At 69.2% G+C, this 12,169-nt stretch carries 12 protein-coding genes; 7 read left to right on the forward strand and 5 right to left on the reverse strand.

The features are described from left to right. The first annotated feature begins 21 nt into the window (after window positions 1–21). Complete coding sequence (locus H5J31_RS03625; RefSeq protein ID WP_181770982.1) at window positions 22–579, forward strand: TetR/AcrR family transcriptional regulator; 558 nt, start codon at window positions 22–24, stop codon at window positions 577–579. On the opposite strand, the gene H5J31_RS03630 is transcribed toward H5J31_RS03625, so the two are convergent. Genes H5J31_RS03630 through H5J31_RS03640 form a run of 3 tightly spaced genes read right to left on the reverse strand, consistent with a single transcriptional unit; the run spans window position 576 to window position 4,270 of the window. Beyond that, a complete protein-coding gene (locus H5J31_RS03630; protein WP_181770983.1) occupies window positions 576–1,925 on the reverse strand; it encodes a vWA domain-containing protein in 1,350 nt (449 codons plus the stop codon). The two genes, H5J31_RS03625 and H5J31_RS03630, sit on opposite strands and share 4 nt — an antisense overlap. Next, the gene (locus tag H5J31_RS03635; RefSeq protein WP_181770984.1) at window positions 1,922–2,803 is read right to left on the reverse strand and encodes an AAA family ATPase; all 882 of its coding nucleotides are present in this window, start codon (window positions 2,801–2,803) and stop codon (window positions 1,922–1,924) included. The genes H5J31_RS03630 and H5J31_RS03635 overlap by 4 nt, the downstream gene beginning before the upstream one ends. 21 nt (window positions 2,804–2,824) lie before the next feature. Then, on the reverse strand, window positions 2,825–4,270 hold the full coding sequence (locus H5J31_RS03640; protein WP_181770985.1) for an MFS transporter: 1,446 nt from the start codon (window positions 4,268–4,270) through the stop codon (window positions 2,825–2,827). Between the two features lie 62 nt (window positions 4,271–4,332). On the opposite strand from H5J31_RS03640, the gene H5J31_RS03645 reads away from it, so the two are divergent. Continuing rightward, window positions 4,333–5,313, forward strand: coding sequence for a helix-turn-helix transcriptional regulator (locus H5J31_RS03645; protein WP_236004642.1), 981 nt, complete (start codon window positions 4,333–4,335; stop codon window positions 5,311–5,313). Between the two features lie 158 nt (window positions 5,314–5,471). On the opposite strand, the gene H5J31_RS03650 is transcribed toward H5J31_RS03645, so the two are convergent. Continuing rightward, window positions 5,472–6,449 (reverse strand): ArsR/SmtB family transcription factor, encoded by a 978-nt coding sequence (locus H5J31_RS03650; RefSeq protein ID WP_181770986.1) that lies wholly within the window; start codon window positions 6,447–6,449, stop codon window positions 5,472–5,474. A gap of 209 nt (window positions 6,450–6,658) precedes the next feature. On the opposite strand from H5J31_RS03650, the gene mgrA reads away from it, so the two are divergent. The 5 genes from mgrA (at window position 6,659) to H5J31_RS03675 (ending at window position 11,352) form a co-directional block, all read left to right on the forward strand. After that, window positions 6,659–7,693 (forward strand): L-glyceraldehyde 3-phosphate reductase, encoded by a 1,035-nt coding sequence (gene mgrA / locus H5J31_RS03655; RefSeq protein ID WP_181770987.1) that lies wholly within the window; start codon window positions 6,659–6,661, stop codon window positions 7,691–7,693. Window positions 7,694–7,761: 68 nt separating this feature from the next. Beyond that, window positions 7,762–8,520, forward strand: coding sequence for a class I SAM-dependent methyltransferase (locus H5J31_RS03660; protein WP_181770988.1), 759 nt, complete (start codon window positions 7,762–7,764; stop codon window positions 8,518–8,520). Window positions 8,521–8,573: 53 nt separating this feature from the next. After that, window positions 8,574–9,767: an MFS transporter gene (locus H5J31_RS03665; protein ID WP_181770989.1), complete on the forward strand. Its 1,194-nt coding sequence runs from the start codon at window positions 8,574–8,576 to the stop codon at window positions 9,765–9,767. Window positions 9,768–9,771: 4 nt separating this feature from the next. Then, the gene (locus H5J31_RS03670) at window positions 9,772–10,446 is read left to right on the forward strand and encodes a TetR/AcrR family transcriptional regulator (RefSeq protein ID WP_181770990.1); all 675 of its coding nucleotides are present in this window, start codon (window positions 9,772–9,774) and stop codon (window positions 10,444–10,446) included. Between the two features lie 12 nt (window positions 10,447–10,458). After that, a complete protein-coding gene (locus H5J31_RS03675; protein ID WP_181770991.1) occupies window positions 10,459–11,352 on the forward strand; it encodes a TIGR03564 family F420-dependent LLM class oxidoreductase in 894 nt (297 codons plus the stop codon). Here the strand turns inward: H5J31_RS03675 and H5J31_RS03680 are convergent. Beyond that, window positions 11,338–12,159, reverse strand: a complete 822-nt coding sequence (locus H5J31_RS03680; protein WP_181770992.1) for an aldo/keto reductase — start codon at window positions 12,157–12,159, stop codon at window positions 11,338–11,340. The genes H5J31_RS03675 and H5J31_RS03680 overlap by 15 nt on opposite strands. Between the last annotated feature and the right edge of the window lie 10 nt (window positions 12,160–12,169).

A 12,169-nucleotide genomic window follows, 5' to 3' on the forward strand; every position in this document is an offset into this window, starting at 1 on the left:
AGCAAACCCGGAGGTCAAATCGTGTCCGACCACCAGCGCGCCGACGCCAAGCGCAACTTCGCGCGCATTCTGGCCGTGGCCGAGGAGGAGGTCGCCGCCCAGGGCGCCGGGGCCTCACTGGAACAGATCGCGCGGACGGCCGGAGTGGGCTCGGCGACCGTGCGCCGCCACTTCCCCACCCGGCGCGCACTCCTCGAAGCGGTCTCCCACCGGCGGATCGCGGCCCTCGCCGCCCGCGCCCGCGAATTGGCCGACGAGGCCGACAGCCGCGCCGCGTTGCTGACCTGGCTGGGCGAAGTGGTCACCTACTGCGTCACCGCGCGGGGGCTGGCGACCGCACTGTCCTATCCGGACACCGACCCGGTGCACGGGAACGGCTGCGCGGTGACGCTGGGAGAAGCCGCGGCCCCCTTGCTGCGCAACGCCGCGCGCGACGGCGCCGTGGCGCAGGACGTGACCGTCTCGGACCTGCTCACGGTGATCGTCGGTATCGCGCTGGGCACGGAGCACCATCCCGATCCGGCCGCCGAGGCGAACCGGCTGTTCCGGCTCGTCGTCGCCGGGGTGAGCCCGGGCTAGGCGGGCAGAAGCCTTGTCACCAGACGCGTCAACTGGTGCACGTTCCGGCATTCGTGCATCTCGACGACCTCCGCGTACGCGTGCGCCTCGGAGTCCCCGGTGGACCACAGCGCCGTCCGCTCGGGGTTGAGCCAGTACGTATGCCTTGCGGCGGAAGCGATTCCGCGTACCGCCGCCAGATTGGGGTCGCCGCCGTTGGTCCTGGCGTCGCCGAGGATGAGCATGGAGGTCTTGGGACCCACGGCGTCCGAGTACCGCTCGACGAATTCGCCGAGCGCGTGACCGTAGTCGCTGTGACCGTCCCATCGGGTCAGCTCCGCGTCGGCGAGGATCCGCGCGCCGAGGTCTTCCGGATCGGCCGCGCCGGTGTCGACGAGGTGGGTGATCTCGTCGCAGGCGTCGATGAACGCGAACACGCGCACCTTGCCGAACTGGTCGCGCAGGGCCTGTACGAGCAGCATGGTGAAGTTCGCGAAACCGGCCACGGATCCCGACATGTCGCACAGCAGCACGATTTCCGGCCTCCCCGGCCGGTGCCGCCGGTAGGCCGGGCGCATCGGGACGCCGCCGGTGGACAGCGAACGCCGCAAAGTCCGGCGCAGGTCGATCTGGCCGCGTGCGTGCCGTCGGCGGCGCGCGGCCAGGCGGGTGGCGAGTTTCCGCGACAACGGCTGCACGACGCGGCGGAGTTCGGCGAGTTGCGCGCGGCTGGCGAGCAGGAAGTCGACGCGGTCGGCGGCGGGTGCGACGGCGTGCCGCGAAACCCTTTCCCTGCCGCGGACTTCCGCCACTCGCCGTCGTGCCTCGGTGCGTACGAGACCGCGGAATCCTTCGACCCGGCGGCGGACGTCGTCGCGGTCGAGCCGGTCGGTGAAGTCCTCCTGCGCGCCCGCGCGGATCGCGTCGAGTACGCGCACCACCAGTGTCTGTGGCTGAAGGCGTTCCAACGTCTGATGCGCGGACCAGCCACCGGTGCCCGCCGCGGCGCCGTACTCCCCCAGCATGTCGACGGCGAGGCCGGCGAGCTGCGTCAGTTCCGGCTGATCGTCGGCCGCGAGTGCCGAAGCGAGCCGATCGCGCAGGGTCGCGAGGTCGTCGACCGGGTCCTGCGAGGGCGCGCCGACGCCGAGCGGGAAGTAGATGTCGAAGGTCGCGTCGAACACCGCGCGCTGGCCGCCGCGCCGGACCAGCGCCGCCGCGAGGCCTTCCCGCATCTGCTCGCGCGAAGCCAGGCCGAGCACTTCGAGTGCCGCGGCGGCGTCGACCGTCTCACTGGGACCGGCGGGGATCCCGTGCTCCCGCAGCGCTTCCACGAACTCGACGAGCCTGCCCGGCACGCCGCTCACGAGTCGAGGACCTTGCCGAGTTCCAGCCGCGCGTCCGCCTTCACGACGTCGTCCTGGTGTTTGAGGATGACGCCGAGACTCGCGCGGACGACGTCTTCACCGAGGCTGTCCGCGCCGAGCGCCAGGAGGGTGCGCGCCCAGTCGATGGTCTCGGCGACCGACGGTGCCTTCCGCAGTTCCATCGCCCGCAGCGCGGTGATCACCTTGATCAGGGACGCGGCCAGCGCGTCGTCGACGCCCGGCACCTTGAGCCGCACGATGCGCTGTTCCAGTGCCGCGTCGGGGAAATCGATGTGCAGGAACAGGCATCGCCGCCGCAGCGCTTCGGAAAGTTCTCGCGTGGCGTTCGACGTGAGCACCACGAACGGCTTGCGTCCGGCGGTGATCGTGCCGAGTTCCGGGACGGTGATCTGGAAGTCGCCGAGGACCTCCAGCAGTAGCCCCTCGATCTCGACGTCGGCCTTGTCGGTCTCGTCGATGAGCAGGACCGTCGGTTCGTCGCCCTTGATCGCCGTCAGTAGCGGCCGGGCAAGCAGGAACTCTTCGCCGAAGATGTCGTTGCGGGCTTCGTCCCACGTCTCGTCTTTGCCGGCGGTGATCCGCAGAAGCTGCTTCGCGTGGTTCCACTCGTACAGCGCGCGAGACTCGTCGACGCCTTCGTAGCACTGCAGGCGCACGAGCCGGGACCCGCTGGCCTCCGCGACCGCCTTCGCCAGTTCGGTCTTGCCGACCCCCGCGGGGCCCTCGATCAGCAACGGCTTGCCGAGGGCGTCCGCGAGGAACACCGTGGTGGCGACGGCCGCCGAAGCCAGGTAGCCGGTGTCGGCGAGCTTCGCCGTCACGTCTTCGACGGATGTGAAGTACCCGGTCCCAGCCACGCGGCCTCCCAGCTCGATCGCCTACCCGGCCGACTCTACGTCGCGTTCCGGCTTGGGCAGCAGGAACCCGACCGCGAAGGTCAGCACCACCATCATCGCGACCACCCAGAACGTCCGTTGCGCGGCGGCCGTCGGATCGGCGAGACCCGCGTCGAAGAAGACGGTGCCCAGCAGCGCCAGCCCCAGCGCGCCGCCGACCTGCTGAAGCGACGTCAAAGCTCCCGAAGCGGACCCGGCCTCGGAAGGCTCCACACCGGACAGTGCGATCTCGAAGTACGGCCCCATGATCAGACCCGATCCGATCCCGACCACCAGCAGTGCGGGCGCGATCAGCCACGGTCCGGCGTCCGGGCCGATGATCAGCAGCAGGGCGACCACGCCCGCGGCCATGATCAGCGCGCCGGTGTGCAGCACCTTGCGGCCGTGTTTGCGGACGGCCTGCACGAGGCCCATCCCGACGATCATCCCGAGCGACATCGGCACACCGGTCAGGCCGGCCTTGAGCGGCGAGAAACCGAGGCCGAGCTGCAGGTACAGGGTGAACACGAGTCCGAAGCCGGAGAACGCCGCGAAGTAGATCGTCCCGGTCGCCATCCCGGCGAGGAAGCTGCGCTTGCGGAACAGGCTGGGCTCCACCAGCGGGTCGCCGCCGCGACGGCTCTTGCGCTTCTCGAACCAGGCGAAGACGCCGAACACCACGACCGCGGCGGCCATCATCGCGAACGTCCACAGCGGCCAGCCGTACTCGCGGCCCTGGACCAGCGGGAAGACGATCAGCAACGCGCCGGCGGTGGCGAGCAGGGCGCCGGGGATGTCGAGGGTGAGCGAGGCGCCGCGCCGGGATTCGGGCAGGAACTTCAGTGCGGCCAGCACGGCGAGCGCGCCGATCGGGAGGTTGATCAGGAAGATCATCCGCCAGCCGGTGCCGAAGAGGTCGGCGTCGACGAGCCAGCCCGCCAGGATCGGCCCGCCCACCGCGGCGAGGCCCATGACCGGCCCGAACATGCCGAACGCGGACTGCAGTTCCTTGCCGGAGAACATCTCCTTCATCATGCCGAGGCCCTGCGGGACCATCGCGGCACCGAACAGGCCCTGCACCACGCGCGCGGTGATGATCATCTCGGGGCTCACCGCGATCGCGCAGAACAGCGAGCCGACGACGAAGCCGACGGCGCCGATCAGGAACATGCGTTTGCGGCCGAAGATGTCGCCGAGCCGCCCGCCGGTGAGCAGCCCGGACACCATCGCGAGGGTGTAGGCGACGCCGAGCCACTGGATCATCGACGTGCCGCCGCCGAGCGAGGCCTGCATGACCGGTCCGGCGATGCTCGTGACCGTCATGTCGAGCAGTTCCATGACCGAACCGGTCAGGATCACGAACAGCGCGGGCCAGCGCCAGCGGTACGGCTTCGCCTCGAGCGTGTCTTCCGAGGTCACAGCGCTCGGGGTGTCCAGTGTCATCGTCATGGGAGCAACGCTAAAGTCTATTCCGGCCACTTTCTGACCGGAATCGGAGCGAATCTGGATTCATGGCGAATACGAGTGCGCGGATGCTGCGGCTGCTGTCCCTGCTGCAGACACACCGCTTCTGGTCGGGGACCGAACTCAGCGACAAGCTCGAAGTGAGCGAGCGGACGCTGCGACGCGACGTCGAGCGCCTGCGCGAGCTGGGCTATCCGGTCAACGCGAGCCGTGGCGTCGCGGGCGGCTACCAGCTGCGGTCGGGCACGGTCATGCCACCACTGCTGCTGGACGACGAGGAGGCCGTGGCGATCGCGGTCGGCCTGCGGACAGCGGCGAGCGGTTCGGTGGAGGGCATCGAAGAGACGTCGGTCCGTGCGCTGACGAAGGTCGTCCAGGTGATGCCGCCCCGGTTGCGCAGACGGGTCGACGCGCTCCAGGCGTACACGACGCCGGCGGCCGTCACCGGTCCCCGGGTCAACGCCGCCAGCCTGACGGTGATCGCGCAGGCGTGCCGCGACGACGAGCGGCTGAAGTTCGACTACGCGGCGCGCGGCGGCGAGGAGTCCGCGCGGCTGGTCGAGCCGCATCGGCTCGTCTCGCTCGGACGCCGCTGGTATCTGGTGGCGTGGGACCTCGACCGCGTCGACTGGCGCACCTTCCGCGTCGACAGGCTCACCGAGCCGCGGACCACCGGCGCCCGCTACCGGCCGAGGGAGATCCCGGGCGGCGACGCCGTCGAGTTCGTCGAGGCCCAGATCAAGGCCAGGCCGACCACGCATACGCTCGTCGTCCGGGTCGACGCGCCGAAAGACCAGGTCGAAGCGGCGGTGCGGTATCTCGGCGGGGCGCTCGAAGCGATCGACGAGCAATCCTGCCGGTTGACGATGAACGTCGACACCTTCGACTGGCCCGTGCTGATCCTCGCCGCCATCGGCGCGCCCTTCGAGGTCGAGCGGCCCACCGCCTTCAAAGATCACCTGCGTGGCGTTTCCAGGCTCTTCGCGGCCGCCGGTGGTGGAAACGAAAGCGCGTCGCCGTCGCAGTAACCGAGCAATTCAGGAAAGAACCTTTCCCGATGGCCGAGCGGGACGATTCCGCCATCGGGAAAGGATCTGTTTTTCACTCCTGTTCCGGATCGGACATCTCAAAGTATGAATTCGATCCGCGTGCGACAACACCTTTCACTTGTGACTGAAACCCCCGATCACGGTCGGAGTAATGCGGAACCTCTTTGGGAGATCCGGTGCACCGCCGCGCCGTTCGTCCGCGCCGTCTGCACCAGGCCGGCGTTGCGCAGCACGGTCGCGTGCTGACTGGCTCCCGCGAGGGAGATACCGAGGGCGTTGGCGAGATCCGTGGTGTTGACCTGCGGCAGATCGGCGATCGTCCGCAGCACGGTCGCCCTGGTCCGGCCGAGCAGGGCGGTCAGCGATCGGACGCGCACGGCCTCCTCGTCGGGGTCCGCCGCCCACCCGGGACATCTTTCGACGGGGTAGACCAGCATCGGCGTGGCGGAGTCGTCGGAGAGCGTGGTGATGGGTCCGCCCCAGCAGAAGAACGACGGCGCCAGTACGAGACCCCGGCCGTCGAGATACAGATCCTGTTCGACCGGGTAGTCGACCTCGAGTACGGGCGGCCGCCACCGGATGGCGGGGTGCAGCCCGGTCAGCACGGCCTCGAATCCCGCGATGGCGACGACATCCGCCCTGCTCCGCCTGTCCAGCTCGACGTGGTGGCGGATACCCGGCCAGAACGGCTCGATGGCTTCACGGTGGTACGCACGCAGGGCCTCGGCCAGCCGTCTCAGCGACTCCACCTCGCCGTCGGCGATCTCGGCCACCCAGGTGGGCAGCACCCGATGCCGGGCGAGCACCGCGATATCGGTCTTCAATCTCGTCCTCGTGGTGCCGAGGAGCAGGTCGATACCGGTCTCCAGATCGGGGATGTCGCCAGGCGGGGTGAGGAAGTCCGGCGAGTAGCCCGAGGGTCTCGCCAGTGCGGTGAGCAGACCAGTGCTGGATGGCAGCCGAGGCCGCAACTTCCGCCGCCAACCGCCGAAGACCGGCTGACCTTGCCCGGTCTGGACCAGATGAAGGCTCAGCAAGACCTCCCACATCGGATGTGGTTCGGCGAGTAGCCGGATCCTGAGCAGGTCCTCCGTGGAAAAGTATATGCGCAGCATTAATGGAACCCCCAGTTCGTTCCCTTACCCTCGCAGGATAGCCCGCTTCCACTCGCCGACCATCCACCCATTCCGGTATTGCACCGGACTTTCGAACAAGTTCGAAATAATGAGGTACCGCCAACGAACCGGACAGGAAAACGGAACCGAGACGGCCGGAAGCGAGATGTCACATTCGACGGCGCGGTTCCTGCGGCTAGCATCGGCACGTGAGCACCTATGTCGCGGCCGAGGGCCGATACGAGAGCATCCCGTACCGCCGCACCGGGCGCAGCGGGCTGAAGCTGCCCGCGATCTCGCTGGGTCTGTGGCACAACTTCGGGAACGACAAGCCGCTGGGCACGCAGCGTGACATCGCGCGGCGGGCGTTCGACCTGGGCATCACCCACTTCGACCTCGCCAACAACTACGGTCCGCCCTACGGCTCGGCCGAGGAGAACTTCGGCAGGCTGCTGGCCTCGGACTTCAAGCCGTACCGCGACGAACTGGTCGTTTCGACCAAGGCGGGCTACGACATGTGGCCCGGCCCGTACGGCGAGTGGGGTTCGCGCAAGTACCTGCTGTCCTCTTTGGACCAGTCGCTGGCCCGGATGGGACTGGACTACGTCGACATCTTCTACTCGCACCGTTTCGACCCGGAGACGCCGCTCGAAGAGACCGTCGGCGCGCTCGACACCGCCGTCCGGTCCGGGCGGGCGCTGTACGTCGGCATCTCGTCGTACTCGTCGGAGAAGACCGCCGAAGCCGCGCGACTGCTGCGGGAACTGGGCACCCCGCTGCTGATCCACCAGCCGTCGTACTCGATGTTCAACCGCTGGCTCGAAGGCGACAAGCTGCTCGACACCCTCGAAGCCGAAGGCGCGGGCTGTATCGCGTTCTCGCCGCTGGCGCAGGGGCTGCTCACCAGCCGGTACCTCGACGGCGTCCCCGAGGGTTCCCGTGCGGCGCAAGGAAAGTCGCTGAATCCGGACACGATCACCGAGAACACCGTCGGCAAGATCCGGGCGCTGAACGAGATCGCGGGGCGTCGTGGCCAGACGCTGGCCCAGCTCGCCCTGGCGTGGGGCCTGCGCGACCCGCGGATGACGTCGGTGCTGATCGGCGCGAGCAGCGTCACACAGCTGGAGGACAACGTCGGCGCGCTGAAGAACCTGCACTTCACCAACGAAGAGCTGGCGGAGATCGACCGTTACGCCACCGAGGCCGAGATCAATCTGTGGAAGCGCTCGACCGACGGCGTCTGACCGCCACGTTCGGGGACAGGTCCCGAAAACGCGTTGCCCCGCCGGGCGAGTGGATCGAGACTGCGGTCATGACGTTCGAAGAGCTGCTCACCGAAGGAGAGGCCGTCCCGGTCGAAGGCTGGGACTTCTCGTGGTTCGAAGGAAGGGCCACGGAGGAACGGCCTCCGTGGGGTTACTCGCGGCTGCTCGGCGAACGGATGGCGACCGCGGAAGCCGGCCTGGACCTGCAGACCGGCGGCGGCGAGGTGCTCGCGGGCATCCCGAAACCGCCGCCGGTCCTCGCCGCCACCGAAGGCTGGCCGCCGAACGTCGAGGTCGCCCGGAAGACCCTCGCGCCGCTGGGCGGCGAGGTGGTCGAGGCGGAGTACGACGCGCCTTTGCCGTTCCCCGACGAATCCTTCGACGTCGTGAGCAGCCGCCATCCGATCGAGAACCCCTGGCGAGAGATCGCGCGGGTGCTGCGGCCGGGTGGATCCTTTCTGTCGCAACAGATCGGTGCCGGCACGGTCCGAGAACTGAAGGAGTTCTTCCTCGGCCCGCAAGACTACGGCGGTTGGACGCCCGAAGTCCTGCGGGGCGAAGCGGAAGCAGTCGGACTGACGGTCGAGCGCCTCGAACCGGCGAAACTGCGGATGGAGTTCTTCGACCTCGCCGCGGTCGTCCACTTCCTCCGCAAGGTGATCTGGATCGTGCCGGGCTTCGAGGTGGGGAAGTACCGCGACAAGCTGGCCGAACTCCATCGGATGATCGAGACCGACGGGAAGTTCGTGGCGCATTCGCGGCGGGTACTCGTGGAGGCCGTCAAACCTCACCACACCTTCGGGTGATCACTGCCGCCAGAGCTTGAGCGGGCCCGCCCGCGGGTGCGATACCTGCTGGCGTGTCCAGCTCCGCTCCGCGCCAGCTGGCGCTCGTTTCGGCCGCACAGATCCTCGCCATGGGACTGTGGTTCTCAGCGTCCAGCGTCGTCCCCGCCCTGCGCGCCGAATGGGCGCTGACCACCCAGGGCACCGTACTCCTCACCGCCTCCGTGCAGATCGGTTTCGCCGCGGGTGCGGTGGTTTCGGCCGTCGCCAACCTCGCCGACCGGCTCCGGCCCGAGCGGCTGCTGGCAGCCAGCGCCGCGACAGGCGCCGTCCTGACCCTGCTCTTTCCCTTGTGCGGCAGCCACTTCTGGCTCGCCGTCCTACTGCGGTTCGGTACCGGGGTCGCGCTGGCGGGGGTCTATCCGGTCGGGATGAAGATCGTCGTCTCATGGTTCCCGAACAACAGGGGCCTCGCGCTCGGGGTGCTGCTGGCCGCGCTCGCCCTCGGCTCGGCGTCTCCTCATCTGGTGGCCGGCGGCCTTCCAGGCTGGCGGACGGTGCTCGTCGTCGCCGCTCTCCTGGCCCTCGTCGCGGCGGTCCTGGCCGCGGTGTTCGTCCGGGCCGGCCCGGACGCGCGGCGGTCACCACCGTGGGAACCGGCGTACCTGATCACGATGGTGCGCGACCGGCGGCAGCGGCTGATCGCGCTCGGCTATTTCGGCCATATGTGGGAGCTCTACGCGTTCTGGACCTGGGTCCCGGCTTACGCGGCCGCGGCGTTGAAGTCCGCACCGGGCACGGTGAGCCTGCTCGCGTTCGCCGTCATCGGGGTCGGGGGCGCCGTCGGCTGCCTGGTCGGCGGGGCGCTCTCGGACCGGGTCGGGCGGATCGACGTCGCACTCGCGGCGCTGGCGGTGAGCGGGCTGTGCTGTGTGCTCTCGGTGTCCGCCTTCGACGCCCACCCCGCGGTGCTGGGCACACTGCTGTTCGCCTGGGGAGTCGCCGCGATCGCCGACTCCGGCCAGTTCTCCGCCGCGTTGAGCGAAGCCGCGGATCCGCGCTACGTCGGCACCGCGCTCACCGCGCAGACGGCGATCGGTTTCCTGGTCAGCGCGCTGACCATCCAGGGGTTGCCGCTGCTCGCCGACCTCGTCGGCTGGCGGGCCGCGATCCCGGCGCTGGCGATCGGGCCGCTCCTGGGTGTGGTGGCCCTGACCAAACTCCGGCGTCCATCGCTTGACCAGATTTCAAAATCAGTCATAAACTAGCTTCGTGACCGAAGACCGGCAGGAACGCGCCGAACGCATCCTCGACGCCGCCGCGGACCTGCTCCTGCGGCACGGCTACCGGCGCGTGACCGTGGAAGACGTCGCCGAGCACGCCGGCGTCGGCAAGGGAACCCTTTACCTGCACTGGAAAACCCGGGAGCAGCTGTTCCTCGCGGTGATGCTGCGCGAGGCGGCGCGATCCATCGAGGACCTGGCACAGGCGATCGAGGACGATCCGGCGCTCACTTTGCTGCACCGGATGACCCGCACCCAGTTCCTCAACGTCGTGCGCAGGCCCTTGCTCCACGCGCCCTACCTCGCCGACTCCGGTGTGCTGGGCAAGCTCGCGGCGAAACTCCACGAGAACCAGGACCCTCGGCACCACGAGGCGTTCCTGGATTACCTGAGGCTGCAAGCCGAACACGGCCTGATCCGCACCGATCTGAAGGTCGAAGACCTGGCGACGGCGTATCAGGCCGTCCTGCACGGTTTCCTGCTCGCTCCGGCGGCAGCGGATCCCGAAGCCGCGGCGGATCTGCTGGCCGACACCGTCGCCCGCGCCTTCCAGCCGACGGCCACTCCCCCGGCCGCGAAGGTGCGCGCGGCCGCCCCGGGGGCCATCGCCCTCTTCCGCGCGACCGCGGAAATCGACCGCGCCAACGTCCGGCGCGCCTACTGACGGGAGCCGCGCATGCGGACCGGAATCCTCCTCGACGAAATCGGTGTCCCCTTCGGCGAAGTCGTTTCGCAAGCCCGGGAAGCCGCGCGACTGGGCTACGACGCGATCTGGCTCGCCCAGCGCGGAGGCTGGGACGCGCTGACCGCGTTGACGGCGCTGAGCACGGCCGCACCCGGTATCGCACTGGGTACCTCGGTGATCCCGACCTACCCGCGGCACCCGATCTCCTTGGCGGCGCAGGCTTTGACCCTGCAGGCCGCGTCGGGCGCACCCGTTTCCCTCGGCGTCGGGCTGAGCCACCGGCCGATCATCGAAGACCAGTACGGCTTTTCGTTCGACCGCCCGATCCGGCATCTGCGCGAATACCTGCAGGCGCTGAACCCGTTGCTGCACCACGAAAAGGTCGACGTACACGGCGAGACGCTGACTGCCGTCGGCACCATCGAGGCACCCGGCGCCGAGCCGCCTTCGGTCGTCGTCGGCGCGTTGAGCCCGCTTTCGCTGAAGGTCAGCGGGACGTACTCCGACGGCGTGGTGACCACCTGGGCCGGGGCGCGCTCACTGGCGGAGCACATCGTCCCGATCTTGGCGAAAGCCGCGTCGGACGCCGGGCGCGCGGCCCCGCGCGTCGTCACCGGGCAGCTGGTCTGCGTCACCGGCGAACCCGACGGTCCGCGGAACTGGGTCGCCGAGAACTACGGCATGGCGGCGAACATCCCGGCCTACCGGGCGATCTTCGACCGTGACGGCGTCGACGGCCCTGGCGGGACGGTGCTCGCCGGCGACGAGGAGTTCGTCCGGGCGCGGATCCGCGAACTCGAAGACACGGGCGCGACGGAACTGCTCCTGATGCCCGTCGGGACGGCCGAGGAGCAGAACCGCACCCGCGAACTACTCGCCGCCTGACGCCAACCGTTCCAGCTGTTCCGAAGTCAGCGTGATCTCCGCGGCGGCGAAGTTCTCCTCCAGGTGGGCGATCTTCGCCGTCCCCGGGATCGGCAGGATCACCGGCGACCGCTCGAGCAGCCAAGCGAGCCCGACCTGCGCCGTCGTCACCCCGAGTTCGCCCGCGACCGCGGCGATCGCGGCGGTGGCGTTCGACGCTGCGCCGAGCACCGGACGCCAAGGCAGGAAAGCGATCCCGGCCGCCTCGCACGCGTCCAGCACCGCTTCGTAGTCCCTCTCGACCAGGCTGTACTTGTTCTGCACGCTCGCGATGTCGACGATCTCCCGGGCCCGCGCGAGTTCGTCCACGGTGACCTCGGACAGCCCGATCCGGCCGATCTTGCCTTCGTCACGCAGGTCCCGCAGCGCGCCGAGCTGGTCGGCGAGCGGGGTCTCCGGATCGACGCGGTGCAGTTGCAGCAGCTCGATCCGTTCGACACGCAGCCGTCGCAACCCCTCGTCCACCTGCGCGCGCAGGGATTCCGGGCGCCCGTCGTACTTCCATTCGCCTCCGGTCCGCACGACGCCGACCTTGGTGGTGACCACCAGGTCGTCCGGGTACGGATACAGCGCCTCGGCGAGCAGTTCCTCGTTGGCTCCCCAGCTGTACAGATGCGCGGTGTCGATCAGCGTGATGCCCAGCTCGACCGCGCGCCGGGCGACGGCGATCGCGTCCTCCCGGGCAGGACCGGCTTCGGTCGGCAGGCGCATGGCGCCGAAGCCGAGACGGTGCACGGGAAGGTCTCCGCCGATGGCGAAAGTGTTCATGGGGTTGAAC

Origin of the sequence: Amycolatopsis pittospori, assembly GCF_013870525.1 — a bacterium.
In the GTDB taxonomy this organism is placed as follows: Bacteria; Actinomycetota; Actinomycetes; order Mycobacteriales; family Pseudonocardiaceae; genus Amycolatopsis; species Amycolatopsis pittospori.

Excerpts from the sequence above, each read along its gene's own strand:
- H5J31_RS03640 (WP_181770985.1), bottom strand. The coding sequence starts at position 4,270 with ATGACGATGACACTGGACACCCCGAGCGCTGTGACCTCGGAAGACACG.
- H5J31_RS03645 (WP_236004642.1), top strand. The coding sequence starts at position 4,333 with ATGGCGAATACGAGTGCGCGGATGCTGCGGCTGCTGTCCCTGCTGCAG.
- H5J31_RS03650 (WP_181770986.1), bottom strand. The coding sequence starts at position 6,449 with ATGCTGCGCATATACTTTTCCACGGAGGACCTGCTCAGGATCCGGCTA.
- H5J31_RS03660 (WP_181770988.1), top strand. The coding sequence starts at position 7,762 with ATGACGTTCGAAGAGCTGCTCACCGAAGGAGAGGCCGTCCCGGTCGAA.
- H5J31_RS03675 (WP_181770991.1), top strand. The coding sequence starts at position 10,459 with ATGCGGACCGGAATCCTCCTCGACGAAATCGGTGTCCCCTTCGGCGAA.
- H5J31_RS03680 (WP_181770992.1), bottom strand. The coding sequence starts at position 12,159 with ATGAACACTTTCGCCATCGGCGGAGACCTTCCCGTGCACCGTCTCGGC.